This is a genomic window from Pantoea sp. S62 (genome assembly GCF_016658625.1).
Lineage (GTDB): Bacteria > Pseudomonadota > Gammaproteobacteria > Enterobacterales > Enterobacteriaceae > Pantoea > Pantoea vagans.
Genome location: NZ_JACVVI010000005.1, coordinates 146,462 through 171,976 on the forward strand (window position 1 = coordinate 146,462; position 25,515 = coordinate 171,976).

Sequence of the window (25,515 nt, forward strand, 5' to 3'; positions counted from 1 at the left end):
ATCCAGGAGACGGTAATGTCATACAGTGGCGATCGTGAATATACTGCACCGCACAATGCGCTGGTGCCAATGGTGGTTGAACAAACTTCGCGTGGTGAGCGTTCTTACGACATCTACTCCCGTCTGCTTAAAGAGCGCGTTATCTTTCTGACTGGCCAGGTTGAAGACCACATGGCGAATCTGATCGTGGCGCAGATGCTGTTTCTGGAAGCTGAGAACCCGGAAAAAGATATCTATCTTTACATCAACTCGCCAGGCGGTGTGATCACGGCCGGTATGTCGATTTACGACACCATGAAATTTATCAAACCGGATGTCAGCACTATCTGTATGGGACAGGCCTGTTCAATGGGTGCGTTCCTGCTGACAGCGGGCACCAAAGGCAAGCGTTTCTGTCTGCCAAACTCGCGCGTGATGATCCACCAGCCGCTGGGCGGCTATCAGGGCCAGGCGTCAGACATTGAAATCCATGCGCGTGAAATCCTCAAAGTTAAACAGCGTATGAATGAGCTGATGGCTGAGCACACCGGTAAAACGCTGGAAGAGATTGAGCGTGATACCGAGCGTGACCGTTTCCTCTCTGCAAATGAAGCGGTAGAGTATGGATTAGTCGATTCAATTCTGACGCATCGCCAATAAGACCCCGACTTACCGTTGTCCCTGGTCTATAGTTAACAGGACAACGGTACTATTATGGGTTGAATGAATTTCGGCCGTCCCTGTACGGCCTGAGCCGTACGCGGGTATGGCCTGAGAACAAGAAGAGGTTAACTGATGACAGATAAGCGCAAAGACGGTTCAGGAAAGTTGCTGTACTGCTCTTTTTGCGGCAAAAGCCAGCATGAAGTGCGTAAGCTGATTGCCGGGCCGTCAGTGTATATCTGCGATGAGTGTGTTGACCTGTGCAACGACATCATTCGCGAAGAGATTAAAGAAGTTGCCCCGCATCGTGAACGCAGTGCGTTGCCAACCCCACATGAAATTCGCCATCACCTCGATGATTATGTTATCGGTCAGGAAAGAGCGAAGAAAGTGCTGGCGGTTGCGGTTTATAACCACTACAAGCGTCTGCGTAACGGCGATACCAGCAATGGCATCGAACTGGGCAAAAGTAACATTCTGCTGATCGGCCCGACCGGTAGTGGTAAAACGCTGCTGGCAGAAACGCTGGCGCGCCTGCTGGATGTGCCATTCACTATGGCTGACGCCACCACGCTGACTGAAGCCGGTTACGTGGGTGAAGACGTTGAAAACATCATCCAGAAACTGCTGCAGAAATGTGACTACGACGTACAGAAAGCACAGCGCGGCATCGTCTACATCGATGAAATCGACAAAATCTCACGTAAGTCAGATAACCCGTCGATTACACGTGATGTGTCAGGCGAAGGTGTACAGCAGGCTCTGCTTAAACTGATTGAAGGCACCGTGGCTGCTGTTCCGCCGCAGGGTGGACGTAAGCATCCGCAGCAGGAATTTTTGCAGGTTGATACCTCGAAAATTCTGTTTATCTGCGGCGGCGCATTTGCCGGCCTGGATAAAGTGATCTCCCAGCGTGTGGAAACCGGATCCGGTATTGGCTTCGGCGCTACCGTAAAAGGGAAGTCGCAGAAAGCCAGCGAAGGCGAACTGCTGTCACAGTGTGAACCTGAAGATTTGATCAAGTTTGGTCTGATCCCTGAGTTTATCGGTCGTCTGCCTGTGGTCGCAACGTTGAGTGAACTGAGCGAAGAAGCACTGATTCAGATTCTGCGTGAGCCGAAAAACGCCCTGACAAAACAGTACCAGGCGCTGTTTAACCTAGAAGGCGTTGAGCTGGAGTTCCGTGACGAGGCATTAACCGCCATTGCTAAGAAAGCGATGTCACGTAAAACCGGTGCGCGTGGTCTGCGTTCTATTGTTGAAGGCGCGTTGCTGGAAACCATGTACGACCTGCCTTCCATGGATGACGTGGAAAAAGTAGTGATTGATGAATCAGTTATTGAAGGTCAGTCTGAGCCCATGCTGATCTACGGCAAGCATGAAGCGCAGGCATCTGGCGAATAATTAAACAGATCGTCCATGTTGTTCTATTAAAAAAGGGGAAAATGTTTCCCCTTTTGCTTTTCTCGCCTCTGTGACGTTGAATGTCGGACAATCATCCCCATATACTCAGATACCTGTGGGTTTAACTGCATACCTGCCTGATGCGGTTCCCATCACCTGGCGGACATTAAACAAAGAGAGAGCTCTATGAATCCTGAGCGTTCTGAACGCATTGAAATCCCCGTGTTGCCGCTGCGCGACGTGGTGGTTTATCCGCACATGGTAATTCCGTTGTTTGTTGGCCGGGAAAAATCAATTCGGTGCCTTGAAGCCGCAATGGATCATGATAAAAAAATCATGCTGGTCGCACAGAAAGAGGCTTCAACGGATGAACCTGGCATTAACGATCTCTTTTCAGTAGGGACCGTTGCCTCAGTATTGCAAATGCTGAAACTGCCGGATGGCACGGTCAAAGTCCTGGTGGAAGGTTTACAGCGCGCCCATATTACGACGCTGGCCGACAACGGTGACCATTTTGTGGCTCAAGCTGAATATCTGGTTTCGCCAGAGATTGAAGAGCGCGAGCAGGAAGTGCTGGTGCGTACGGCGATCAATCAGTTTGAAGGCTACATCAAACTTAATAAAAAGATCCCACCTGAGGTTTTAACCTCACTGAATAATATTGACGATGCGGCCCGCCTTGCCGACACCGTTGCAGCACATATGCCACTGAAACTGGCAGACAAACAGTCTGTGCTGGAGATGTCCGACGTCAATGAGCGTCTGGAATATCTGATGGCGATGATGGAATCTGAGATCGATCTGCTGCAGGTTGAGAAGCGTATTCGCAACCGTGTTAAGAAGCAGATGGAGAAGAGCCAGCGCGAGTACTATCTGAATGAGCAGATGAAGGCAATTCAGAAAGAGCTGGGCGAGATGGACGATGCGCCTGACGAGTATGAAGCGTTAAAACGCAAAATCGACGCGGCAAAAATGCCGGAAGAAGCGCGTGAAAAAGCAGAAGCTGAGCTGCAGAAGCTGAAAATGATGTCCCCGATGTCCGCTGAAGCGACCGTGGTTCGCGGCTACATCGACTGGATGGTGCAGGTTCCGTGGAACGCGCGCAGCAAAGTGAAGAAAGATCTGCGTAAAGCGCAGGAGACCCTGGATACTGACCATTACGGCCTGGAGCGCGTGAAGGATCGTATTCTTGAGTATCTTGCGGTTCAGAGTCGCGTCAGCAAGATCAAAGGGCCGATTCTGTGCCTGGTCGGACCGCCAGGGGTAGGTAAAACGTCCCTCGGTCAGTCGATCGCCAAAGCGACCGGACGTAAATATGTCCGTATGGCGCTGGGTGGCGTGCGTGATGAAGCGGAAATCCGTGGTCACCGTCGTACCTACATCGGCTCCATGCCGGGTAAACTCATCCAGAAAATGGCGAAAGTCGGGGTTAAAAACCCGCTGTTCCTGCTGGATGAGATCGACAAAATGTCTTCGGACATGCGCGGCGACCCGGCTTCAGCGCTGCTGGAAGTGCTTGATCCAGAGCAGAACATTGCGTTCAACGACCACTATCTGGAAGTCGACTACGACCTCTCTGATGTGATGTTCGTGGCAACATCGAACTCAATGAATATCCCGGCACCGCTGCTGGACCGTATGGAAGTGATTCGTCTGTCGGGTTACACCGAAGATGAGAAACTGAATATCGCTAAGCAGCATCTGCTGACCAAGCAGATTGAACGCAACGCCCTGAAAGCCAGTGAAATTACGGTTGAAGATAGCGCGATTGTCGGCATTATCCGTTACTACACCCGTGAAGCCGGCGTGCGTAGCCTTGAGCGTGAGCTGTCGAAATTGTGCCGTAAAGCGGTGAAATCACTGCTGATGGACAAGACGAAAAAGCACATCACCATCAATGGTGAAAACCTCAAGGACTTCCTGGGCGTACAGCGCTTCGACTATGGCCGTGCTGACAGTGAAAACCGTGTGGGGCAGGTCACTGGCCTGGCGTGGACGGAAGTGGGCGGCGATCTGCTGACTATCGAAACTGCGTGCGTACCAGGTAAAGGTAAGCTCACTTACACCGGTTCTCTGGGTGAAGTAATGCAGGAGTCTATTCAGGCTGCGCTGACCGTGGTGCGTGCCCGTGCCGAGAAGCTGGGCATTAATGGTGACTTCTACGAAAAACGCGATATTCACGTTCACGTGCCAGAAGGCGCCACACCCAAAGATGGTCCAAGTGCAGGTATCGCAATGTGTACCGCGCTGGTCTCCTGTCTGACCGGTAACCCGGTGCGTGCGGATGTCGCTATGACCGGTGAGATTACCCTGCGTGGTCAGGTTCTGCCGATTGGCGGTCTGAAAGAGAAACTGCTGGCAGCACACCGTGGTGGCATTAAAACCGTGCTGATCCCGGACGACAACAAGCGTGATTTGGAAGAGATTCCACAGAACGTGATTGCCGATCTGGAGATCCATCCGGTGAAACGCATTGAAGAGGTGCTGAATCTGGCACTGGAAAATGCGCCTTACGGCATGCAGGTCGCAACAGCAAAATAGTGATTAACGGCATAAACCGTTAAAAAGCGGAGCTGGCAAGGCAATTGGCGCTTGCCAGCTTTTTTTTGTGCCGCTAATTTAGGTGACTGTCGGGGCGACGTTCTCAGAGAAATTCCGTTGTTTCGGCTCCACAGGCTTGATATAACTTGCTGCGCGTTCGTACCCGGCCGGAAGCCCGGTACGATGTGAAATAATAAAAGAGGGGATGAAGAGAGTGAATAAGTCACAATTGATCGACAAAATTGCTGCCGATGCTGATATTTCTAAAGCTGCAGCAGGACGTGTTTTAGATGCATTTATGGGCTCAGTTTCAGATGCGCTGAAAGAGGGGGATGAAGTGGCTCTGGTGGGTTTCGGCACATTCTCTGTGCGTGACCGCGCTGCACGCACCGGCCGCAATCCGCAAACCGGTAAAGAGATCACCATCCCGGCTGGTAAAGTACCCGGTTTCCGTGCTGGTAAAGCATTGAAAGACGCTGTCAATTAATAATAACGAATAGATTCATTGACGCATTTTCTTCAGTGGATTAGAGGACGATTAACCCGTTCTCATGTAACATACGGGCACATCAATGAGATGTGCCTTTTTTGTTTTAACCGGTGAGAATCGGGCCGTAAGATGGACCTGGACCGGATTGAGACTGCCAGCTAAGCCAGCAGTTGCGTGAGTCGCCAGCCAGTGGCGAATTGCGACCGAGCTTTACATTCACACTACAGCGGAGTGTTGCCATACCATGATGGACAATTTACGCGCGGCGTCGAACCATGTCGTGCTCAAGATTATTCTGGGACTGATTATCGTCTCTTTTGTGCTGACAGGCGTTGGCAACTATCTGATTGGCGGCAATAACGACTATGCGGCCAAAGTTAACGGTCAGGAGATAAGCCGGGGACAGCTGGAGCAGGCGTTTAACAGCGAACGCAGTCGCCAGCAACAGATGCTGGGTGACCAGTTCTCGCAGCTGGCCAGCAACGATGGCTTCATGCAGCAGATGCGTCAGCAGGCGCTGTCGCAGTTGATCGACCAGGCGCTGCTCGACAGCTACATCAAAGAGCTTCATCTCAGCATCAGTGACGATCAGGTTAAGCAGGCTATCTTCAATCAGCAGGCTTTCCAGACCAACGGAAAATTCGACAATGCTAAATATCTGGCGCTGATCGGCAACATGGGTTTCAGCGCCGACCAGTATGCTGAAGCGCTGCGCAAGCAACTCTCCAATCAGCAGTTGATCAATGCCGTGGCGAACACAGATTTCACGCTGAAAGGCGAAGCCAGCAAACTGGTGGACCTGGTTTCACAGCAACGTGATATTCGTCAGGCGACGCTGGACGTTAATGCCCTGATGGCGAAACAAACCGTCACCGACGACGAAATCAGTCAGTACTATCAGCAGCATAAAACCAGCTTTATGGCGCCGGAACAGTTCCGCGTCAGCTACATCCTGATGGATGCCGCCAGCATGCAGCAGGATGCCAGCGAAGCAGATATTCAGGCCTGGTACGACCAACATAAAGCAGACTATTCGCAACCACAGCGTAATCGCTACAGCGTTATTCAGACCAAAACGGAAGCGGATGCCAATGCGGTACTGGCTCAGCTGAAAGGTGGCGCTAACTTCGCGGATGTGGCGAAAGCCAAATCAATCGACCCCATCTCTGCGCGTAAGGGCGGTGATATGGGCTGGCTGGAACCGTCAACCACCCCGGATGAGCTGAAAAATGCGGGTCTGACTGAGAAAGGCCAGATGTCAGGCGTGATCAAATCGTCAGTGGGCTTCCTGGTGGTTCGTCTTGACGATATTCAGCCAGAGCAGGTTAAACCACTGGATGAGGTTCGCAGCGCTGTTGCAGCGAAAGTGAAGCAGGAGAAGGGCGTTGATGCCTTCTACAAACTGCAGCAGAAAGTCAGTGAAGCAGCCAGCAATGACAATGAGTCACTGGCGGGTGCCGAGCAGGCTTCGGGTCTGAAAGCGAAAGAGACCGGCTGGTTCAGTCAGGACACACTGCCAGACGCACTTAACTTCGATGCGGTGAAGCAGGCGATCTTTAACGGTGGTCTGGTGGGTCAGAACGGTGCGCCGGGTAACAACTCCGATATTATCACCGTCGATGGCGACCGTGCCTTTGTACTGCGTATCAGCGAGCACAAACCGGAAGCGGTAAAACCGCTGGAGCAGGTGAAGGCGCAGATTACGGATACGCTTAAGCATGACAAAGCGACACAGCAGGCTAAAGCCCAGGCCGATAAACTGCTGACCGACCTCAAAGCGGGCAAGCTGGACGCACTGACTGCAGCAGGCCTGACCCTTAGCGCCAGCAAAACCGTTGATCGCAATGCACAGGATCCGGTGGCACAGGCCGCCTTTAACCTGCCTCAGCCTGCTGATAATAAGCCTTCATGGGGTGTCAGCGAAGATATGCAGGGCAATGTGGTGCTGGTGGCGGTAGATAAAGTTAAAACCGGCAGCATGCCGCAGGCGCAGATTGACGAAATGGTCAAAGGCGTTACGCAGAATAATGCGCAGCTGACGTTTGAAGCCCTACTGCAAAATCTGCGTAAAGAGGCCAAAATCAAGTACGGCGCTGCCGCACAAATGCAGTAAGCCTCGCAAAAATTACGCAACGACTGTAACAATCAAAGGCCGCATTCGCGGCCTTTTCCATTTCTGATATTCCGCTTTTGAGCCTTGTGCAGCGTAGTGCCACTCTGTCGCTGCTGTTTACACACAAGGAGAAACACAGCATGGCTAAATCTAAACTTGTTGCCTTTTATCTCTCACTCGCACTGGGCGGTGTACTCTGTCACGGCAGCGTCTCTGCGGCACCTGAACCTGCCAGTCCGGCGGTCTCGCAGAACACACATCCTGCACCGAAGCCGGAGACAGCCGCGCAGCTGCAGCCAAAGCAGGAGCAGGTCAGCATCAATGAAGCGACAGCGGAACAGCTCTCTGCCGCTATGAATGGTGTGGGGCTGAAGAAAGCGCAGGCGATTGTGAACTATCGCGAACAGTACGGACCCTTTAGCGCGATTCAGCAACTCAGTGAAGTACCGGGTATCGGTAACGCGCTGATAGAGCGAAATGCGGCCCGGCTGAAATTGTGAGGCAGTACACATCTGTGATGCTTAATCCACGCTAACCAGACGACTCTGCTAAAGTGAACAGGTCCAACCAGTTAACTCACAGTAGCAGGAGAGCATGATCATGCAGACCACCATAAAAGTGCGTGGCTATCATCTGGATGTCTATCAGCACGTCAACAATGCGCGCTATCTTGAGTTTCTTGAGGAGGCGCGCTGGCAATGGCTGGAAGAGGCTGAAGCGTTCCACTGGTTGCAGGAACAGAAACTGGCTTTTGTGGTGGTCAATATCAACATCAACTATCGTCGCCCGGCCGTGCTGGGCGACGTACTGGTTATCGACAGTGAGATTACGCAGTTAAATGGCAAAAGCGGCATTATTGCCCAGCGGGTGTTGCTGGCAGGTCAGGAGACCGTGGTGGCGGATGCCGTACTCACGTTTGTCTGTATTGATTTGCGGACCCAAAAGGCGGTTGCGCTGGAAGGGGAGTTACGCGAGCGACTGATGCGTCTGATGGCATGAGCCGATAAAAAGCGGCAAACCGAACTGCTTTGCCGCCACGCCAGACAGCCTTAGTTAAGGCCGCTCTTTGCTTTCATTGCTGCCATGACGCCAGCACGATCGTTGAGATAACCCTGGAGGCCATTAGCCCGTAAATGACAGGCAGCACACTCACCACATCCGTCGCCTTTCACACCGTTATAGCAGGTCAGCGTCTGCTCGCGTACCAGCGCAAGCTGCTGCCAGTAATCTGCAAGCGCCCAGGTTTCCGCTTTATTGAGCCACATCAGCGGCGTCTCAAAACGCACCTCGCGCGCCATGCCAAGCGACACCGCATGGTTCAGCGCTTTGACAAACTCATCGCGGCAGTCGGGATAGCCGGAAAAATCGGTTTCACAGACGCCGGTGATGACCGCTTCTGCTTCGACCTGATACGCGTAAACCGAGGCCAGCGTCAGAAAGAGAATATTGCGGCCCGGCACGAACGTACTGGGTAAGCCACTGGCCTCAGGATTATAAGCCGGCACCGGAATGTTATCCCGCGTCAGGCTGCTGACGGCGAGTTCGTTCAGCATGGTCACGTCCAGCACTTTGTGTGCGCGCGCACCCAGTGTCATCGCCAGATCGCGGGCGACCTCGATCTCTTCCCGGTGGCGTTGTCCATAGTCGAAAGTGACGCAGTGAACTTCATCATAAAGCTGTACAGCCTGAATCAGGCAGGTAGTGGAGTCTTGTCCACCGCTGAAAACTACAACCGCGCGTTTCATGGTGTTTCCCTGATAATTAATTTTGCGCTTATGGTAATGCCTCAGTCCGCCGCTGAACAGCTGCAAGGCGGATCAATAGGCGGCGGAATCCATGCGCGGCTGAAATCAAACCAGCCCAGCGTGTTCAGCTCTATCCCTTCAACGGCAGGGGGGGCATAAATCTGGTAGCGATAATTGAACAGGGGCAGCAGGATGCCGTCCGTCATCAGTTGATGATAAAGCTGCTGCAGCGCACGGGTACGACTATTGCCGTCTGATATCTGCTGGATAGCCAGCAGTTGCGCCTGGACTTCTTCGCCCTGCGGTGTGGGCCACAGCCGACGCCATAGCGGGTCAATCTGTAACCAGCTCGCCAGTGTGAAGACCGGCGCATCGCCAATCAACCGATCGCCCATCACGATATCCGCCTCATCAGGCGGGGCGATATGATGCCAGCTTTTGACCGGATGAAAAACGACGTTCAGAGTACAGCCGTGCTGTTTTAACAGGGCGACCAGTGCCTGTGACATCTGATGCAGCTCAACCGGCAACTGATAATGCAGCGTCAGGGTGGGGGGCAAGGGGACCGGAACACTATCAATCAGCGGTACTTCCCAGCCGGGTAACAGCTCTTTGCTGGGGGTAATCAATCCCTCATCCAGTGGCAACCGGCTGACGATGCCGCTTTGCTGGATGAGCTGGAAAAGCGTGCGCGCCTGCGCGGGTGTAAATCCGGCTCGCGGGCGGCAGACCAGATAACAGAAGCCGAGACTGATGCTACTGCTTACCGGCTTTAATGTCCTGAGTTCAGCGGCATCGCCAATGGCAATCTGCACCGGATGGCGACAGCTGCTGCCGAGTGCGGCATCAAACAGCTGAGGAGTAATCCAGTACTCTACCGCCTGCAACAGCGGACGCTGCAGATGCCAGCGCGCATGGCTTTCAATCCTGACCAGCTCAGCGCTGAAATGCCTGAGTTTCCATGGCCCGCTGCCTGTGGCGGGATAATCGGGATGGGGCAACAGGCACAAAAGATGGGCAAGCCGGTGAGGCAGCCAGAAATCAGGTCGTCGCAGGTTAAACCGCACCGCCAGCGGGTGAGGCGCATCCACGCTGACCACATCGGCAAGCAATATCCTGACACGCGTATCCTGCAGCAGCTGGCGGAACTGCACCACCAGTTGCGCGGCCTGCACCGGCTCGTCGTTATGCCACATCAGCTGAGGCCGCAACCAGAATAACCAGCTACAGGACGCTTCATCGTGCTGCCAGTGATGCGCCAGATCGCCGACCGGTTCATCCTGCTCAAAACGGATCAGACCGGAATAGATCTGACGAACCAGATGCTGTTCAGCCCGCCCGGTAATCTGGCGTGGCTCGGTACTCTCCATGGGACGATAGTAGGGGATGCGCAGAACCGGCGTGTCGTTCTGCCACTGTCCACCCATTAACGGCCGCAGCATATTAATCAGCCTTTCCGGCGGCAGATCCAGCAGCTGTAAAGCGTCAGCTGCCTCTCCGGCATCAAGCTGTTTTTGCAGCAACTGCTGCCGTAACTGTTCAGGCGTGCGCAGAAACACTAACCGACCCTGTTTGCCACGGCCCGGTTCACCGTGCCAGCTAAGCCAGCCAGCGTGCTGCCACTGTGACAGTAACGTGCGCAGATGACGCTCACTGCAGATGCAGTGGCGCGCCATCTCTGCCACGCAGGTCTGCTGAGGGATGCCCTGGCTCTGCTGCCACAGGCGCTGAAACTGATTAAGGCGGTTAAGCTGACGCATGATAAACCCGGAACAGTTTTTTAAAAGTATTCACTATTACTTCCGTAATTAACAGGCAATAGTAAGCTCATCTTTTCAGCAGGAGGGTAACCATAATGCGTTTAGCCGCATTCGATATGGATGGCACATTATTACTGCCGGATCATCAACTGGGTCAGCAGACGCTGGACAGTCTGCAGGCGCTGCATCTGCGCGGCGTTAATCTGGCGCTGGCGACGGGCCGCCATCTGCTGGAGATGCAGATTCTGCGGGAGAAATTAACGCTGCCCGCGTGGCTGATTACCGGGAATGGCACCCGCGTACACGATCGGTCTGGCAATCTGATCTTTGCCCGCGATCTGCCCTCTGCGGTAGCTGAAGAGGTCATTCATCGCCATTGGGAAACACCCGCGTCGATCCACGTTTTCAACGATCAGGGATGGTTTACCGATCGACCCCAGCCTGAGCTGCTGGTGGCCCATCAGATGAGCGGATTTGGCTATCAGCTGTGCGATCTGAAAAGGCTGCCCGCGCATCAGGTAACAAAAATCTGCTTTATCGATCAGCATCAGCGTCTGTGTCAGCTGAAAACAGAGCTGGATGCGGCGCTGGGTGAGCAGGCAAATATCTGTTTCTCTGCGGTGGACTGTCTGGAAGTGTTGCCCGCCAGCTGCAACAAAGGCAGCGCGCTGGCACTGTTGTGCGACCATCTGTCACTGACGCTGGCGGAGTGCATGGCGTTCGGGGATGCAATGAATGACAGAGAGATGCTGTCGCAGGTTGGACGGGGTTTCATCATGGGCAATGCGATGGCGCAGCTGAAAGCCGCGCTACCGCATCTGCCGGTATTAGGGCATTGCGAGACACAGGCGGTGTCTCACTATTTAAATCACTGGCTGGCTACACCCGACCTCGCGTATTCCCCCGAATGCTGAGGATTGCCGTGAACCGGACAGGATGTCCGGTTTTTTATTCGAGTTCGCGCTGCCACGGCGTGATATCGCCAATATGTTTTGCCACCCATTCCGGCTGATAGTAGCTATCGGGATAACGTTCGCCACTGTCGCACAGCAGTGTCACCACGGATCCCTGCTGATTCGCTGCCCGTAAGCGTTTCGCCACCTGCATCATGCCCCAGAAATTGGTGCCGGTAGAGGCCCCAGGCTTGCGTCCCAGAATCTTTTCCAGCTTCAGCATGGCGGCCAGCGTTGCACCATCCGGTACTTTGATCATTTCATCAATCACGTCAGGCATGAACGACGGCTCCACGCGCGGACGGCCAATTCCCTCGACCATGCTGCCACGTGTGCTGGTCAGCGTTGCATCACGCTGTTGCCAGTAATCGAAAAACACCGAATGCTGCGGATCCACCACCAGCAGTTTCGTATCCAGGCCCTGATAACGGATATAGCGGCCCAGCGTCGCCGAGGTGCCGCCGGTACCCGCGCTCATAATCACCGTATGGGGAATCGGATAGGGCTCATGCTGCATCTGACGGAATATGCTTTCAGCAATATTATTATTACCGCGCCAGTCGGTAGCGCGTTCAGCATAGGTAAACTGATCCATAAAATGGCCATTCAGCTCACGTGCCAGCCGTTCAGATTCTGCGTAAAGCTGGCAGGGATCCTCGACAAAATGGCACTGTCCGCCATAAAAGGTGATCTGCTCAATTTTACGTTTCGCCGTACTGGCGGGCATCACCGCAATAAAGGGCAGGCCTAGCAACCTTGCGAAGTACGCCTCAGAAACGGCCGTGCTGCCTGATGAGGCTTCGATAATCGGCGTATTCTCTTTAATCCAGCCGTTGGAGAGACCGTAGAGAAACAGGGATCGTGCCAGCCGATGTTTCAGACTGCCACTGGGATGGGTACTCTCATCTTTCAGGTAGAACCAGATGCCGGGAAAATCCGCCAGATCGAAACGGATCAAATGGGTTTCAGCCGATCGTTGAAAATCAGCGTTAATTTCGTTGATAGCGTGGCGAATCCAGCAGGTCTGCATCTCAGGCATCCGGTAAAGAAGTGATGCGGCTATTTTATGGCACGTGCAGGAAAAAGAGATTGCAAAAATACCGCTAAAATCGCGGTAATGGAGAAAATGATTCTCCCGGAGTCCCGTATGTTAGATAAAACTGACCTTAAACTGCTCTCACTGCTGCAGCAGGATTGCACGCTGTCACTGCAGGCGCTGGCGGATGCCGTCAACCTCACTACCACACCCTGCTGGAAGCGCCTGAAAAAGCTGGAAGATGATGGCATTATTCGCGCCCGGGTGGCGCTGCTGGATGGGGATAAAATCGGACTGTCACTGACGGCGTTTATGTTTGTGAAGACCCAGCAGCACAGCCGCGACTGGTATCAGGCTTTTGTCTCGGTGGTCAGCAGCATGCCCGAGGTGATGGCCTTTTACCGGATGGCAGGTGAGTATGATTACCTGCTGCGCATTCAGGTGGCGGACATGAAGAGCTATGATGCGTTCTACAAGCGATTAGTGAACGGTGTGCCCGGCCTGATTGATGTGACATCCAGCTTCGCCATGGAAGAGATTAAATACACCACGGCTTTACCTGTCGCCCCCTGAGGGCCTGAGATTGAGAGCAGCGTTGTGCGATTATTCAGTCAATTAAGTTGGTATTTTCTGCGGGAGTGGCGGCGCTATCTGGGCGCGGTCATCCTGCTGATTGTTATTGCTGTTCTGCAATTACTGCCGCCGCATGTCGTCGGTGTCATTGTTGATGGTGTCACACGTGACAACATGAGTACCAGCCGCATCATGATGTGGATTGGTATCATGCTGGCAACCGCAGTGGTGGTCTATCTGCTGCGTTATGTCTGGCGCGTGCTGCTCTTTGGTGCCTCCTACCAGCTGGCGGTTGAGCTGCGCGAAGATTTCTATCGCCAGCTGAGTCGGCAGCAACCGGCATTTTATCTGCGTCACCGTACCGGTGACCTGATTGCGCGTGCCACTAACGACGTGGATCGGGTGGTGTTTGCGGCCGGGGAAGGGGTGCTGACGCTGGTCGATTCGCTGGTGATGGGCTGTGTGGTGCTGCTGGTGATGAGTACGCAGATCAGCTGGCAGCTGACCCTGCTGGCGCTGGTGCCGATGCCCATTATGGCAATCGTCATCCATCGCTACGGTAATCAGCTTCATCATCGGTTCAAACTGGCCCAGGCGGCCTTCTCCAGCCTTAACGATCAGACACAGGAGAGCCTGACCAGCATCCGGATGATTAAATCCTTCGGTCTTGAACAGCATCAGTCGCAGCAATTCTCCGATATCGCCCGCGATACAGGTGATAAGAACCTGCGCGTGGCGCGGGTCGATGCCCGTTTCGATCCCACAATCTACATCGCTATTGGTTTCTCAAACCTGCTGGCGATTGGCGGCGGCAGCTGGCTGGTGTGGCATGACCAGATGACGCTGGGGCAGCTGACCAGCTTTGTGATGTATCTCGGCCTGATGATCTGGCCGATGCTCGCCCTGGCGTGGATGTTCAATATCGTCGAACGCGGCAGCGCCGCCTGGAGCCGCATCGGTGCATTGCTGGCGGAAGCGCCCGCGGTGGAAGATGGCGATAAGTCTCTGCCACCTGAACCGGGCACGCTGCAGGTCGCGATTCGCGCCTTTCACTATCCGGCCAGCGCGGCTCCGGTGTTAAGTGATGTCAGCTTCCAGCTGAAGCCCGGCGAAATGCTGGGACTGTGTGGGCCAACTGGCAGCGGAAAAAGTACCTTACTGAGCCTGATCCAGCGCCATTTTGATATTCAGCAGGGCGACATCCGTTATCACCAGATCCCGCTGACGCAGTTGCGGCTGGACAGCTGGCGCAGTCGTCTCGCCGTGGTCAGCCAGACACCATTCCTGTTTTCGGACAGCGTAGCGAACAATATTGCGCTGGGGAAACCGGGCGCAACCCGGCAGGAGATTGAACAGGCCGCCACGCTGGCCTGCGTGCATGACGATATTCTGCGGCTGCCGCAGGGTTATGAAACCGAAGTCGGGGAGCGAGGTGTGATGCTGTCGGGTGGACAGAAGCAGCGTCTTTCAATTGCCCGGGCACTGCTGCTGAACGCAGAAATCCTGATTCTGGACGATGCGCTCTCTGCGGTGGATGGTCGTACCGAGCACGAAATCCTGCATAACCTGCGCATCTGGGGGCAGGGAAAAACACTGATTATCAGCGCGCATCGCCTGTCGGCGCTGACGGAAGCCAGTGAAATCCTGGTGTTACAACAGGGCAGCGTGGCACAGCGTGGCGATCATGACGCGCTGACCACCAGCGCTGGCTGGTATCGTGACATGTACCGTTACCAGCAACTGGAAGCGGCGCTGGATGATGATGAAAATGAGAAAGGAGTGCCGCATGGCTAAATCTGCCCGCTTGTGGCCCACCCTGAAGCGCCTGCTGAGCTACGGTAAGCCCTGGCGTAAATCCCTGTCGCTGGCGGTAGGCATGCTGTGGATCGCTGCCGCGGCGGAAGTAACCGGTCCGGTGCTGGTCAGCTATTTTATCGATAACCTGGTGGCGAAACATCAGATGCCCTGGGGGCTGGTGGCCGGTCTGGTCATCAGCTTTGTCCTGCTTCAGCTACTGGCCGCCGGGCTGCACTACTGGCAGGCGCTGCTGTTCAATCGCGCCGCCATTGGTGTGGTGCAGCGGTTACGCAGTGACGTGATGAATGCCGCGCTCTGTCAGCCGCTGAGCGCTTTTGATACTCAGCCGGTCGGGCAGATTATTTCGCGCGTGACGAATGACACCGAAGTGATCCGCGATCTTTATGTCACGGTAGTTTCAACCGTACTGCGCAGCGCTGCGCTGGTCGGCGCCATGATGGTGGCGATGTTCAGTCTTGACTGGCGCATGGCGCTGGTAGCAATGATGATCTTCCCGCTGGTACTGATAGTGATGCTCATCTATCAGCGTTACAGCACGCCGATTGCCCGACGGGTTCGCAGCTATCTGGCTGACATCAACAATGGCTTCAACGAAGTGATCAGCGGCATGAGTGTGATTCAGCAGTTTCGTCAGCAGGCGCGATTTGGTGAGCGTATGGGCGAAGCGAGCCGCTCTCACTATCTGGCGCGAATGGAGACGCTGCGTCTCGATGGCTTTCTGCTGCGTCCATTGCTGAGCCTGTTTTCAGCGATGGTGTTGTGCGGGCTGCTGATTCTGTTCAGTTTTTCGGTGCCTGGCGTGTTTGAAGTGGGGGTGCTCTATGCCTTCATTACTTACCTGGGCCGTCTGAATGAGCCACTGATTGAGCTGACCACCCAGCAGTCGATGCTGCAGCAGGCGGTGGTGTCTGGCGAGCGTATCTTCGAGCTGATGGATGCCGCCCAGCAGCAGTATGGTGCCGATCAGCAGCCACTGGCTTCAGGTCGTATTGCCCTGAACAACCTCAGTTTTGCCTACCGTGAAAACCGCGATGTGCTGAGTGATATCAATCTTGACGTCGCACCGCGTGAGTTTGTGGCGCTGGTGGGCCATACCGGCAGTGGCAAAAGTACCCTCGCTAACCTGTTGATGGGTTATTACCCGGTGACGCGCGGCGAAATCCGTATTGATGATCGTCCGATTGGCGACCTGAGCCATGCCGTGCTGCGACGCGGTATCGCGATGGTGCAGCAGGATCCGGTGGTGGTGGCCGATACGCTGCTGGCCAATGTGCGGCTGGGCCGCGACATCAGCGAAGAGGCCGTCTGGACCGTGCTGGAACAGGTGCAGCTGGCACTGCTGGCGCATGCCCTGCCGGAGGGGATTCACACCCGGCTGGGCGAGCAGGGCAATAATCTGTCGGTCGGGCAGAAGCAGCTGCTGGCGCTGGCCCGGGTACTGGTTGATCTGCCGCAGATCCTGATCCTCGACGAGGCGACCGCTAACATCGACTCCGGCACCGAGCAGGCCATTCAGCATACGCTTGCGACGCTACGGCAACACAGCACGCTGGTGGTGATCGCTCACCGCCTCTCAACGATTATCGATGCGGATAAGATTCTGGTGCTGCATCGTGGTCGTGTGGTTGAGCAGGGCACTCATCAGCAACTGCTGGCGCTACAGGGACGTTACTGGCAGATGTATCAGCTGCAACAGGCAGGGGAAGATCTGGCGTCGGGCGTACCTGTAACATCTGAAAGCTGACTTGCACCTTTTTTGCGCAGCTTTATCGGAATAATCTGTATAAATGCACTCCTTTGACGCCTGGAGCACCAAAGGAGTGCAGTCTCAGGCTGCGATCCCTGTCACACACCCATTCTCATTCATATCTTCCTTGAAGCATCCCTTGCTCCGTCTCGCCTGACTCACTGATTAAGGGCACTTTTACACTCTGGCACAGGCTTTGCTTATATCCCTGCGTGTCCATAAACGTTACCTATTTACTCGCTGGAGGGGATCCAATGAAGCTGGTTACCGTCGTAATTAAGCCATTCAAACTGGAGGATGTACGTGAAGCTTTATCCTCTATCGGCATTCAAGGACTGACCGTCTCCGAAGTGAAAGGTTTTGGTCGTCAGAAAGGCCATGCAGAGCTCTATCGTGGCGCAGAGTACAGCGTTAACTTCCTGCCGAAGGTCAAAATTGATATCGCGATTGCCGACGATCAGTTAGACGAAGTGGTGGATGTCATCAGTAAAGCGGCCTACACCGGCAAAATTGGCGACGGTAAAATTTTCGTGGCTGAACTGCAGCGCGTCATCCGTATTCGTACCGGCGAGACCGACGAAGCCGCTCTGTAATTAAGACTCAGTACTGTGATGGGATGGAATAAAAATGAATAAAATTTTCACGAAGCTGGGTCTCACCAGCCTGGCACTGTTACCCTCACTCGCAATGGCTGCGCCTGCCGTTGCGGACAAGGCTGATAACGCATTTATGATGATTTGCACCGCGCTGGTGCTCTTTATGTCAATTCCAGGTATTGCGCTGTTTTACGGCGGTCTGATTCGTGGCAAAAACGTTCTGTCGATGCTGACGCAGGTTGCTGTGACCTTCTCGCTGGTCTGCGTGCTGTGGGTGGTCTACGGCTATTCACTGGCCTTCAGTGAAGGCAATGCCTTCTTTGGCGGCTTTGGCTGGGCCATGCTGAAAAACATTCAGCTCACCGCCGTTATGGGCAGTTTCTATCAGTATATCCACGTAGCATTCCAGGCCTCGTTTGCCTGTATTACCGTGGGCCTGATTGTTGGTGCCATTGCAGAACGCATCCGTTTCTCTGCCGTACTGATCTTCGTCGGTGTCTGGCTGACGCTTTCATATTTACCTATCGCACACATGGTCTGGGCGGGCGGTTTCCTGGCTCAGGATGGCGCTCTGGACTTCGCTGGCGGTACCGTGGTGCACATCAACGCGGCTGTCGCAGGTCTGGTGGGTGCTTATCTGGTGGGCAAACGTGCGGGCTTTGGTAAAGAGGCGTTCAAGCCACATAACCTGCCGATGGTCTTCACCGGCACCGCTATTCTTTATGTTGGCTGGTTTGGCTTTAATGCCGGTTCAGCTTCAGCAGCAAACGAAATCGCCGCACTGGCTTTCCTGAACACCGTGGTGGCAACAGCGGGTGCCGTACTGGCATGGACCTTTGGCGAGTGGGCGGTACGCGGTAAGCCTTCACTGCTGGGTGCCTGCTCAGGCTTTATTGCGGGTCTGGTCGCGATTACACCGGCCTGTGGTTATGTCGGCGTTGGCGGTGCATTAATCATCGGTCTGGTCGGCGGCCTCGCGGGACTGTGGGGCGTCACCACTCTGAAAAAATGGCTGCGCGTCGATGACCCGTGCGATGTATTCGGTGTGCATGGCGTCTGCGGTATTGTCGGCTGTATCCTGACCGGCGTGTTTGCTTCCTCTTCACTGGGCGGCGTCGGCTATGCGCAGGGCGTCACCATGGGCCATCAGGTCTGGGTGCAGCTCTTCAGCGTGGGTCTGACGATTGTCTGGTCCGGCGTTGTCGCTTTCATCGGCTTCAAGCTGGCCGATCTGATTGTCGGACTGCGCGTACCGGAAGAGCATGAACGCGAAGGCCTGGATGTAAACAGCCACGGCGAGAATGCTTACAACCAGTAATGGACAGGCACTGAAATGAACAATCGGGGGCGAGCAATCGCCCCTTTTTTTATTCTCTTCATTCGCTGCGCTGGCGCATTACCCCTTCCTGAACGGTTGAGGCTACCAGCACACCCTGCTGATTGTAGAACTCGCCGCGGACAAAACCGCGTGCGCCAGAAGCTGAGGTACTGACCACGCTGTAGAGCAGCCATTCAGTGAAGTCGAACGGGCGATGGAACCACATAGAGTGGTCGATTGTGGCGACCTGCATATCCGGCTCTAAAAAGCCTTTGCCATGCGGCTGCAGCGCGACCGGCAGGAAGTTGAGGTCAGAGGCATAGCCGAGCAGGTACTGATGGATACGCAGGTCATCGGGCAGGGGGCCGGTGGCACGGATCCAGACCTGACGCTCCGGTTTATCCACATGTCCACGAAGCGGGTTATGGATCTGCACCGGGCGAATCTCCAGCGGACGTTCAGCAATAAATTTTTCACGTAACTTTTCTGGCAGCAGATGCGCCATTTTCTGCGCCATCGCCTGTTCGGTTAGCAGGTTTTCTGGCCCCGCCACCTGGGGCATCGGATTCTGATGCTCAAATCCGCTTTCCGGTGACTGGAAAGAGGCCGTCATATAAAAAATCGGCTGGCCATTCTGAATGGCGCTGACCCTGCGTGCGCTGAAACTTTTGCCATCACGCAGAGTTTCAACATCATAGATAATCGCTTTCTGGCTATCGCCGGGCCGCAAAAAATAGCTGTGAAATGAGTGAATAATGCGATCTTCCGCGACGGTTTGCTTCGCGGCATACAGTGCCTGACCCACCACCTGACCGCCAAACACCTGGCGCAGTCCCAGATCTTCGCTCTGGCCGCGATATAAACCCTCTTCCAGTTTTTCCAGATTCAATAAATTCAGCAGATTTTGCAGTGCCTGACTCATGGCGCATTCCTCAATATAGTGACTCGCTCAGTGTGAAAGATCGGACCAGTTGACGTCAATCAGACTTTCCGCTTTGCCTGTGCCAGGCAAAATTTCATTTTTGTGCCAATATTAAGCACATACGGCGAGTGAAGCGCTGTAAGCAGGATTCGCTGCCGACAATCATTTTGATCAAATGGAGACGACATCAATGAAACTCAGGCATGTGTTCAGTGGGGTAGTTATTGCGGTTGCTGTTGCGGGATGTGCCGACAAGAGTAAACCAGTGCCAACACCAACGCTGGGTTCTGCAGTTGCAGGACAGACGGCCGCGATTGCGCAGCCAAACGTAAGTGGTTCAGTCTTTATCCGCCAGCGCATTGCGCTGCCGCCGGATGCGGTATTAACCGTGACGCTTTCTGATGCCTCTGTATCCGACGCGCCATCAAAAGTGCTGTCGCAGCGCGTGGTGCGTACTGAAGGCAAACAGGCACCGTTCCAGTTTGTATTACCGTTTAACCCGGCCGACATTCAGCCCAACGCGCGCATTCTGTTAAGCGCAGCCATCTCAATTGATGGCAAGCTGGCCTTTGTCACTGAAGGCGTGAAGCCGGTCATCAACCAGGGCGGCACTAAAGCTGAACTGCTGCTGGTACCGGTACCGTCAGTAGCGATGCCAACTCAGCCAGGCGCAGCGACGACTGTTCCGTCGACGTCACCCACTCAGGTGACGCCATCGGCTGCTGTTCCGGCACCAACCCATATTTAATTTATCGGGGCGACGTTGTCGCCCCTTTTTCCTGCCTGAAATCCCAGCGATAAGTTTTAAGATCGAGCTGTCCCTCATTACTGACCTCTATACCTTCCGCTTCCAGCGCATCCCGCTGCCGCAACAGACTGTCGCCCTGCAGTGAGATAGTACCGTGACGATTGACGACACGATGCCAGGGAAGCGTGGTGCCTTCTGGTAACCGGCTCAGCACGCCGCCCACCTGACGTGCCGCGCGCGGGGAACCCGCCAGTCGCGCAACGTCGCCATAGGTCGCGACGTGGCCATAGGGAATGGCGGCAACAATTTGCCAGATGCGTTGCCGGAAAGAGTCAGGCTGATCCATGTGCTTATTTCTTCTGCTTTTTTCATCAGGAATAGGGTTTTAACTTTAGCATGGCGAGGATGAAGAGACAGTGCCAGCACGTTGGTTGTTCAAGAAAACAACGGTTGTCCCGACTACGCTTGCAATTGCCACCTCCTTCCCAGATAATGCCCCCGCTCTCGTAAAGAGGGCTTGTCAATGGGGGCCCTGTTGGTTCTCCCGCAATGCTAGCTTGTGAACTCGGTCAGATCCGGAAGGAAGCAGCCGCAGCAGGTGACGCGTGTGCCGGGATGTAGCTGGCAGGGCCCCCACCATTTTCTCCCTCTGAATATCTCCTCTCCATAAACTGCAGACAGGCAAAACCCGCCTGGGCCGATCCTTTGCCGGCAGGCAGGAATATCTGGTACTAAAGAGGAGATTAAACGTAGCAGCAATCCGTCAGATTAGCGGACAAATTTCCATACTGAACCTGGGACTTTATCATAAAGCTTGTTCATCGTCAGTTCCGCCAGGCGATGGTCAGCTGCAGAGTAAAATACCGCTAATTCATCCTCGGGTAATTCATACTTATTTTTTTCAATGACCCTTTCCAGGGTATCCAGAGAGCGGCAACGCCGCAGTCGCATCAAATAATCGGTTTTAGTCAGGGTTTTGTTCATAAATAAACCGTTCTCATGTCTGTACTATAATGAATGGCTTGGTTGCTGGAGAAAAGCGCACTCTTCAGTGAACAGATTAAATAAGCGTTTTGCTGAACGTTGCCACCGTTGAAGATCCGGACTATTGATACCATAGTTGCTGAATAGCATAAAAGTATCATCAAGATATTCATCGATTTGCGAAATCAGCGCTTCATCTTCAACGTGCTTAATTTTGTAATTCATGGTGAAAGAGGCAATGTGTTCAATCAAATCGTTAAGCTGCAGATTGCTTTCAGAAGTGGGGTCGTTCACCCAGCCGTGATGGCTGTCGGTTAATGTTGCCATGCTGTCGTCAAACAGGCTCTCACACAGATATTTAAGCTGGGCAATATCATGCCGTTTCGGTGAGTATTCGTCCATCTTTTTCCCCTCCATAGCTAGCACAGTTGCCGCAGGGCGGCGATATTGGATAACGCGGCCAGGAAGCGATTATTCGGGCAGTTATTAAACGGGATACCTTAAAGATAGTGTAGAACCATTAGTTCTGCTCACCTCCATTACTAAATATTACAATTCATCGCCAGGGGAGGGCTGCTGATTGTCGATCACATCAAACTCAAGTGCTCCGGGCTTAATGTGAAAATTTACCTGCTCAGATTGCGTCACGGTTTCATTTAGATCCAGACAGGGACTAAATAAATTCCAGTCAAAATCGTAAAGTAATTTAAAACTATTCATATCCAGGTATTCAACCGAAACAATTTTTAAACTGCCTGGAACTAACTGTGCATTCTGTGAGTACCAGCGTAAATCGCCCACCAGCAAATCTGTTATTTTGAGAATATTCCGCTGAACAATCTCTGCTATTTTTGCGCAGTCTGATTCGCCCGGGGCAATATCACATTCAATACGTGACAGCATATCTGATCCACTAATAACCGTTAATAAACCTATCATTGGTTTTCTGCAACTGGTTTGCAAGCCAGCAGAGCACAAAACTGTCAGCATCTGCGCGTCAGCAGGCGACTGTGCCTGCCAGCCTCCTGCCGTAAGTCCCATCGCTGTTTATCTTTTGATACACAATCACGCGTTTCCCTGACGGGAATATCCGGTATCTTGATTGTTATGTTATAACATATTGGTGAGACGATGCGTCAGAGTGGATTACTTATGTCATTGGGTGGGCGGCTGAGTGTAGCGGTGCTATTCATCGCGCTGCTTGCCGTGGCCATAAAATGGGGGATCAGCGCATGATCCGGTTCAATACGCTTCGTGCTGGCTATCAGGGACAGAGCGTAACCCCGCCGGTTACCGGGCAGCTTGCAGCTGGCTCAATGACAGCCTTGGTCGGTGCTAATGGCAGTGGCAAATCAACCCTGCTCAAAACCATTGCGGGTTTGTTGCCACCGATAGCCGGACGTTGTGAATTGCAGGTTTCGCGTCGGGATATCGGCTGGATGCCGCAGCGTACAGAACTTGAAACCCGTTTTCCCCTGACAGTATTTGAACTGGTCTCCATAGGCTGCTGGCCGCGCTGCGGCTGGTTCGGCGGTATTAACCGGGTACTACGCCGGGAAATCTGGCAAGCGCTGGAGGCCGTTCAGATGGGTGATTATGCAGATGCGCAGCCCGCGACTTTATCAGGCGGACAACTTCAGCGCGTATTGTTTGCGCGGCTGATGTTGCAGCGCAGCCAGCTCTGGCTGCTGGATGAGCCTTTCAACGGCATTGACAGCCAGACCGTGACATTACTGATGTCGATCCTTGAACAGCAACAGCAGGCCGGCACAACCCTGCTGGTGGTGCTGCACAATCGCCCGCTGGTGGCGCGCTACTTCAGTAACGTGATGTCGATGGATGATAGTGAGGTCAACTGCACCAGCCAGCCTGCTATCCCTTTGCGGAGTTGTGCGCCGTGACCCTGATGCAGCCTTTTATTGAGTTCGGTTTTATGCGGCGCGCGCTGGTGGCCTGCTTTGCACTGGCGGTCAGCGCTACGCCGCTCGGCGTGTTCCTTTCACTGCGCCGGATGAGCCTGATTGGTGATGCCTTATCACATGCAGTGCTGCCCGGTGCCGCTATTGGCTATCTGATTTCCGGCCTGTCACTGGTTGCGATGGGTATCGGCGGCCTGATCGCCGGTTTAGCCGTGGCGCTGCTTTCTGGCGCGGTCAGTCGTTATACGCCCCTGAAAGAGGATGCCAGTTTTGCCGGATTCTATCTTGGCTCCCTCGCGCTGGGCGTCACGTTGGTCTCATTACGCGGGTCAAGCGTGGATCTGCTGCACGTTCTGTTTGGCTCGCTGCTGGCGGTGGATAATGCCGCGCTGCTGCTGGTCGGCGGCATCGCTGCCTTTACGCTGATTGTGCTGGCGATCATCTATCGTCCGCTTGTCATCGACGCATTTGACGGTGACTTTCTGCGGGCGCAGGGGAAATGGAGCGCGCCGCTGGTGCATGGTCTGTTTTTAATGCTGGTGGTGCTGAACCTGGTCGCGGGCTTTCAGGTTCTGGGCACGCTGATGTCGGTGGGACTGATGATGCTGCCCGCCGCCAGCGCCCGTTTCTGGAGCCGTCATCTTGCCGCAATGCTGGTGATTGCCATTTTCCTGGCAATGATTTCAGCGCTGGCGGGGCTGATGCTCTCCTGGCACTTTTCATTGCCGGCCGGCCCCGCTGTGGTGCTGAGCGCCGCCATGCTGTTTTTTCTCTCCATTCTTGCAGGGCCGTGCGGCGGGATTTTGCGCCGCCATTAATCTTAAGGGGTATCTATCTATGAAGAAATTACCGGTTAGCCTGGCGCTCGCGGCGCTGTTTGCCACGCCTTTTGCGATGGCAAAAACAGTGGATGTGGTGGCCAGCTTTACCGTGCTGGCAGACATCGTTAAGCAGGTCGGCGGCGACCATGTCAACGTGAAAAGCCTGGTGGGGCCGAATGGCGATCCTCATACGTTTGAACCGACGCCACAGGACAGTCAGGCACTGGCAAAGGCCGATCTGGTTTTTGTCAGTGGACTGGGACTGGAAGGGTGGATGGATCGGCTGGTCAGCGCCTCCGGATATCGCGGCCAGCCGGTTGTCGCCTCCACCGGCGTTACGACCCGCAGCATGGAGGAGGACGGCAAAACCGTTACCGATCCGCACGCCTGGAACAGCATGCAGAACGGTGTGATTTACGCGACCAATGTGATGAATGCGCTGGTCAAAGCCGATCCTGAAGATGCCGCAGCCATTCGTCAGCGCGGTCAGAATTACATTCAGCAACTGGAGGCGCTGGATAGCTGGGCAAAAATGGCCTTTGATGCTGTGCCTGTCGACAAGCGGAAAGTGCTGACCAGTCATGATGCGTTTGGGTATTTTGGACAGCGCTATGGCGTGACGTTTCTTGCGCCGGTAGGGTTCTCTACTGAAGCGGAAGCGAGTGCCAGTGACGTGGGTAGTTTAATCACCCAACTCAAGCAGCAGCATATCAACCGCTATTTCATCGAGAATCAGACCGACCCGCGCCTGGTTAAACAGATTGCCAGTGCCACCGGCGCTGAACCGGGTGGCGAACTCTATCCGGAAGCGTTGTCCACCGCCTCTGGCCCGGCAGCCACTTATCAGGCGGCCTTTAAACATAACGTGAATGCGATGCTGAAGAGCATGCGCTAAGCATAAAAAAGGCCGGGCAAGCCCGGCCAGTCATCACGACACACACTAGCGTTTTTTCTTCCTTCCCTGTACGGCTTTAAAGCGTGGATTCGTTTTACAGATCACGTAAATCCGTCCCTTGCGGCGCACTACCCTGCAATCCCGATGGCGATTTTTTGCTGAGCGCAGCGAACTCAATACCTGCATGAATCTTTTCCTTATTTACGGCCAAGAAAGCGCCCGAAACGCTGATTAAAGCGCGCGGTGCTGCCCTCTTTGGCGAAATCTTTCTGTTTGCCGGTATAGAAAACGTGCGAGGCCGACGACACATCCAGCGTGACGTAGGGCAGCGTTTCACCTTCAAACTCTACGGTGCGATCGGTTTTGATGGTTGAACCGATTTTGAAATAAACGTCAGCTGATGTGTCATGGAAGACCACATGACGATAGTGAGGATGAATATTCGCTTTCATAATGCCCGCCTTTGTAATGTTATAATATAACATTATTA

The 25,515-nt window shown here is 54.1% G+C and carries 27 protein-coding genes and 1 other RNA gene; 18 read left to right on the top strand and 10 right to left on the bottom strand.

Annotation, left to right across the window (positions count from 1 at the left end):
* The first annotated feature begins 15 nt into the window (after positions 1–15).
* The 7 genes from clpP (at position 16) to IBT54_RS09820 (ending at position 8,189) form a co-directional block, all read left to right on the top strand.
* Entirely contained in the window at positions 16–639 is a 624-nt protein-coding gene (gene clpP, locus IBT54_RS09790) for an ATP-dependent Clp endopeptidase proteolytic subunit ClpP (RefSeq protein WP_010255410.1), read from the top strand.
* A 135-nt stretch (positions 640–774) separates the two neighbouring features.
* Positions 775–2,046, top strand: coding sequence for an ATP-dependent protease ATP-binding subunit ClpX (gene clpX / locus IBT54_RS09795; protein WP_003850494.1), 1,272 nt, complete (start codon positions 775–777; stop codon positions 2,044–2,046).
* A gap of 186 nt (positions 2,047–2,232) precedes the next feature.
* Entirely contained in the window at positions 2,233–4,587 is a 2,355-nt protein-coding gene (gene lon / locus IBT54_RS09800; protein ID WP_003850493.1) for an endopeptidase La, read from the top strand.
* A 214-nt stretch (positions 4,588–4,801) separates the two neighbouring features.
* Positions 4,802–5,074, top strand: coding sequence for a nucleoid-associated protein HU-beta (gene hupB, locus IBT54_RS09805; RefSeq protein WP_033731763.1), 273 nt, complete (start codon positions 4,802–4,804; stop codon positions 5,072–5,074).
* A gap of 247 nt (positions 5,075–5,321) precedes the next feature.
* Positions 5,322–7,190 (top strand): peptidylprolyl isomerase, encoded by a 1,869-nt coding sequence (ppiD, locus tag IBT54_RS09810; RefSeq protein ID WP_201252081.1) that lies wholly within the window; start codon positions 5,322–5,324, stop codon positions 7,188–7,190.
* Between the two features lie 140 nt (positions 7,191–7,330).
* On the top strand, positions 7,331–7,690 hold the full coding sequence (locus tag IBT54_RS09815) for a helix-hairpin-helix domain-containing protein (RefSeq protein WP_033782171.1): 360 nt from the start codon (positions 7,331–7,333) through the stop codon (positions 7,688–7,690).
* Positions 7,691–7,790: 100 nt separating this feature from the next.
* The gene (locus IBT54_RS09820; protein WP_201252082.1) at positions 7,791–8,189 is read left to right on the top strand and encodes a YbgC/FadM family acyl-CoA thioesterase; all 399 of its coding nucleotides are present in this window, start codon (positions 7,791–7,793) and stop codon (positions 8,187–8,189) included.
* A gap of 50 nt (positions 8,190–8,239) precedes the next feature.
* On the opposite strand, the gene queC is transcribed toward IBT54_RS09820, so the two are convergent.
* Together queC and IBT54_RS09830 are read right to left on the bottom strand one after the other, a co-directional pair.
* Entirely contained in the window at positions 8,240–8,935 is a 696-nt protein-coding gene (gene queC, locus IBT54_RS09825) for a 7-cyano-7-deazaguanine synthase QueC (RefSeq protein WP_095707747.1), read from the bottom strand.
* Positions 8,936–8,976: 41 nt separating this feature from the next.
* On the bottom strand, positions 8,977–10,695 hold the full coding sequence (locus IBT54_RS09830; protein WP_201252083.1) for an SgrR family transcriptional regulator: 1,719 nt from the start codon (positions 10,693–10,695) through the stop codon (positions 8,977–8,979).
* A 92-nt stretch (positions 10,696–10,787) separates the two neighbouring features.
* Here IBT54_RS09830 and cof point away from each other — a divergent pair, with 92 nt between their 5' ends.
* Positions 10,788–11,609 carry an HMP-PP phosphatase gene (gene cof / locus IBT54_RS09835; RefSeq protein ID WP_095707601.1) on the top strand — a complete coding sequence of 274 codons (822 nt, stop codon included), beginning with the start codon at positions 10,788–10,790 and terminating at the stop codon, positions 11,607–11,609.
* 34 nt (positions 11,610–11,643) lie between these two features.
* Here the strand turns inward: cof and IBT54_RS09840 are convergent, their stop codons facing one another.
* Positions 11,644–12,678: a PLP-dependent cysteine synthase family protein gene (locus IBT54_RS09840; RefSeq protein ID WP_041456680.1), complete on the bottom strand. Its 1,035-nt coding sequence runs from the start codon at positions 12,676–12,678 to the stop codon at positions 11,644–11,646.
* A 117-nt stretch (positions 12,679–12,795) separates the two neighbouring features.
* On the opposite strand from IBT54_RS09840, the gene IBT54_RS09845 reads away from it, so the two are divergent.
* The 5 genes from IBT54_RS09845 to amtB all read left to right on the top strand — a co-directional run bounded on the left by IBT54_RS09845 (position 12,796) and on the right by amtB (position 18,736).
* Positions 12,796–13,257 (top strand): Lrp/AsnC family transcriptional regulator, encoded by a 462-nt coding sequence (locus tag IBT54_RS09845; protein ID WP_033782182.1) that lies wholly within the window; start codon positions 12,796–12,798, stop codon positions 13,255–13,257.
* Positions 13,258–13,281: 24 nt separating this feature from the next.
* Entirely contained in the window at positions 13,282–15,051 is a 1,770-nt protein-coding gene (locus tag IBT54_RS09850) for a SmdA family multidrug ABC transporter permease/ATP-binding protein (protein ID WP_013357004.1), read from the top strand.
* Positions 15,044–16,819, top strand: coding sequence for a SmdB family multidrug efflux ABC transporter permease/ATP-binding protein (locus tag IBT54_RS09855; protein ID WP_201252084.1), 1,776 nt, complete (start codon positions 15,044–15,046; stop codon positions 16,817–16,819). Before IBT54_RS09850 ends, IBT54_RS09855 begins: the two co-directional genes overlap by 8 nt.
* Positions 16,820–17,076: 257 nt before the next feature.
* A complete protein-coding gene (gene glnK, locus IBT54_RS09860; RefSeq protein WP_003850469.1) occupies positions 17,077–17,415 on the top strand; it encodes a P-II family nitrogen regulator in 339 nt (112 codons plus the stop codon).
* A 34-nt stretch (positions 17,416–17,449) separates the two neighbouring features.
* Positions 17,450–18,736, top strand: a complete 1,287-nt coding sequence (gene amtB / locus IBT54_RS09865; protein WP_013357006.1) for an ammonium transporter AmtB — start codon at positions 17,450–17,452, stop codon at positions 18,734–18,736.
* A gap of 58 nt (positions 18,737–18,794) precedes the next feature.
* On the opposite strand, the gene tesB is transcribed toward amtB, so the two are convergent.
* On the bottom strand, positions 18,795–19,658 hold the full coding sequence (gene tesB / locus IBT54_RS09870; protein WP_013357007.1) for an acyl-CoA thioesterase II: 864 nt from the start codon (positions 19,656–19,658) through the stop codon (positions 18,795–18,797).
* A 190-nt stretch (positions 19,659–19,848) separates the two neighbouring features.
* Between tesB and IBT54_RS09875 the strand changes: the two genes are divergently transcribed.
* Positions 19,849–20,406 (top strand): YbaY family lipoprotein, encoded by a 558-nt coding sequence (locus IBT54_RS09875; RefSeq protein WP_013357008.1) that lies wholly within the window; start codon positions 19,849–19,851, stop codon positions 20,404–20,406.
* A 1-nt stretch (position 20,407) separates the two neighbouring features.
* Here the strand turns inward: IBT54_RS09875 and IBT54_RS09880 are convergent, their stop codons facing one another.
* Complete coding sequence (locus IBT54_RS09880) at positions 20,408–20,752, bottom strand: MGMT family protein (protein ID WP_201252085.1); 345 nt, start codon at positions 20,750–20,752, stop codon at positions 20,408–20,410.
* Positions 20,753–20,939: 187 nt separating this feature from the next.
* Here IBT54_RS09880 and ffs point away from each other — a divergent pair.
* Positions 20,940–21,036, top strand: an RNA gene (ffs, locus tag IBT54_RS09885) — signal recognition particle sRNA small type.
* 138 nt (positions 21,037–21,174) lie between these two features.
* Here ffs and IBT54_RS09890 read toward each other — a convergent pair.
* From IBT54_RS09890 to IBT54_RS09900, 3 genes are all read right to left on the bottom strand, one after another.
* Positions 21,175–21,390: an HHA domain-containing protein gene (locus IBT54_RS09890; RefSeq protein WP_003850458.1), complete on the bottom strand. Its 216-nt coding sequence runs from the start codon at positions 21,388–21,390 to the stop codon at positions 21,175–21,177.
* A 24-nt stretch (positions 21,391–21,414) separates the two neighbouring features.
* Positions 21,415–21,792, bottom strand: coding sequence for an Hha toxicity modulator TomB (gene tomB, locus IBT54_RS09895; protein WP_013357010.1), 378 nt, complete (start codon positions 21,790–21,792; stop codon positions 21,415–21,417).
* Positions 21,793–21,939: 147 nt separating this feature from the next.
* A complete protein-coding gene (locus IBT54_RS09900; RefSeq protein ID WP_041456682.1) occupies positions 21,940–22,293 on the bottom strand; it encodes a hypothetical protein in 354 nt (117 codons plus the stop codon).
* Between the two features lie 329 nt (positions 22,294–22,622).
* Between IBT54_RS09900 and IBT54_RS09905 the strand changes: the two genes are divergently transcribed.
* The 3 genes from IBT54_RS09905 to IBT54_RS09915 are packed head-to-tail and all read left to right on the top strand — an operon-like array spanning position 22,623 to position 25,025.
* Positions 22,623–23,291 (top strand): metal ABC transporter ATP-binding protein, encoded by a 669-nt coding sequence (locus tag IBT54_RS09905; protein WP_147788561.1) that lies wholly within the window; start codon positions 22,623–22,625, stop codon positions 23,289–23,291.
* Entirely contained in the window at positions 23,288–24,127 is an 840-nt protein-coding gene (locus IBT54_RS09910) for a metal ABC transporter permease (protein WP_041456684.1), read from the top strand. Before IBT54_RS09905 ends, IBT54_RS09910 begins: the two co-directional genes overlap by 4 nt.
* 19 nt (positions 24,128–24,146) lie before the next feature.
* On the top strand, positions 24,147–25,025 hold the full coding sequence (locus IBT54_RS09915) for a metal ABC transporter substrate-binding protein (protein ID WP_013357013.1): 879 nt from the start codon (positions 24,147–24,149) through the stop codon (positions 25,023–25,025).
* Positions 25,026–25,070: 45 nt separating this feature from the next.
* On the opposite strand, the gene ykgO is transcribed toward IBT54_RS09915, so the two are convergent.
* Together ykgO and IBT54_RS09925 are read right to left on the bottom strand one after the other, a co-directional pair.
* Positions 25,071–25,211: a type B 50S ribosomal protein L36 gene (ykgO, locus tag IBT54_RS09920; RefSeq protein WP_009091664.1), complete on the bottom strand. Its 141-nt coding sequence runs from the start codon at positions 25,209–25,211 to the stop codon at positions 25,071–25,073.
* A gap of 11 nt (positions 25,212–25,222) precedes the next feature.
* Positions 25,223–25,477 (bottom strand): type B 50S ribosomal protein L31, encoded by a 255-nt coding sequence (locus IBT54_RS09925; RefSeq protein ID WP_033782196.1) that lies wholly within the window; start codon positions 25,475–25,477, stop codon positions 25,223–25,225.
* Positions 25,478–25,515: the final 38 nt, after the last annotated feature.

Excerpts from the sequence above, each read along its gene's own strand:
- amtB (WP_013357006.1), top strand. The coding sequence starts at position 17,450 with ATGAATAAAATTTTCACGAAGCTGGGTCTCACCAGCCTGGCACTGTTA.
- IBT54_RS09815 (WP_033782171.1), top strand. The coding sequence starts at position 7,331 with ATGGCTAAATCTAAACTTGTTGCCTTTTATCTCTCACTCGCACTGGGC.
- IBT54_RS09880 (WP_201252085.1), bottom strand. The coding sequence starts at position 20,752 with ATGGATCAGCCTGACTCTTTCCGGCAACGCATCTGGCAAATTGTTGCC.
- IBT54_RS09855 (WP_201252084.1), top strand. The coding sequence starts at position 15,044 with ATGGCTAAATCTGCCCGCTTGTGGCCCACCCTGAAGCGCCTGCTGAGC.
- IBT54_RS09845 (WP_033782182.1), top strand. The coding sequence starts at position 12,796 with ATGTTAGATAAAACTGACCTTAAACTGCTCTCACTGCTGCAGCAGGAT.
- IBT54_RS09875 (WP_013357008.1), top strand. The coding sequence starts at position 19,849 with ATGAAACTCAGGCATGTGTTCAGTGGGGTAGTTATTGCGGTTGCTGTT.
- tomB (WP_013357010.1), bottom strand. The coding sequence starts at position 21,792 with ATGGACGAATACTCACCGAAACGGCATGATATTGCCCAGCTTAAATAT.
- IBT54_RS09890 (WP_003850458.1), bottom strand. The coding sequence starts at position 21,390 with ATGAACAAAACCCTGACTAAAACCGATTATTTGATGCGACTGCGGCGT.
- IBT54_RS09905 (WP_147788561.1), top strand. The coding sequence starts at position 22,623 with ATGATCCGGTTCAATACGCTTCGTGCTGGCTATCAGGGACAGAGCGTA.
- tesB (WP_013357007.1), bottom strand. The coding sequence starts at position 19,658 with ATGAGTCAGGCACTGCAAAATCTGCTGAATTTATTGAATCTGGAAAAA.
- IBT54_RS09925 (WP_033782196.1), bottom strand. The coding sequence starts at position 25,477 with ATGAAAGCGAATATTCATCCTCACTATCGTCATGTGGTCTTCCATGAC.
- glnK (WP_003850469.1), top strand. The coding sequence starts at position 17,077 with ATGAAGCTGGTTACCGTCGTAATTAAGCCATTCAAACTGGAGGATGTA.
- clpP (WP_010255410.1), top strand. The coding sequence starts at position 16 with ATGTCATACAGTGGCGATCGTGAATATACTGCACCGCACAATGCGCTG.
- queC (WP_095707747.1), bottom strand. The coding sequence starts at position 8,935 with ATGAAACGCGCGGTTGTAGTTTTCAGCGGTGGACAAGACTCCACTACC.
- clpX (WP_003850494.1), top strand. The coding sequence starts at position 775 with ATGACAGATAAGCGCAAAGACGGTTCAGGAAAGTTGCTGTACTGCTCT.
- ppiD (WP_201252081.1), top strand. The coding sequence starts at position 5,322 with ATGATGGACAATTTACGCGCGGCGTCGAACCATGTCGTGCTCAAGATT.
- IBT54_RS09840 (WP_041456680.1), bottom strand. The coding sequence starts at position 12,678 with ATGCAGACCTGCTGGATTCGCCACGCTATCAACGAAATTAACGCTGAT.
- lon (WP_003850493.1), top strand. The coding sequence starts at position 2,233 with ATGAATCCTGAGCGTTCTGAACGCATTGAAATCCCCGTGTTGCCGCTG.
- IBT54_RS09900 (WP_041456682.1), bottom strand. The coding sequence starts at position 22,293 with ATGCTGTCACGTATTGAATGTGATATTGCCCCGGGCGAATCAGACTGC.
- IBT54_RS09820 (WP_201252082.1), top strand. The coding sequence starts at position 7,791 with ATGCAGACCACCATAAAAGTGCGTGGCTATCATCTGGATGTCTATCAG.
- IBT54_RS09915 (WP_013357013.1), top strand. The coding sequence starts at position 24,147 with ATGAAGAAATTACCGGTTAGCCTGGCGCTCGCGGCGCTGTTTGCCACG.
- ykgO (WP_009091664.1), bottom strand. The coding sequence starts at position 25,211 with ATGCAGGTATTGAGTTCGCTGCGCTCAGCAAAAAATCGCCATCGGGAT.
- IBT54_RS09830 (WP_201252083.1), bottom strand. The coding sequence starts at position 10,695 with ATGCGTCAGCTTAACCGCCTTAATCAGTTTCAGCGCCTGTGGCAGCAG.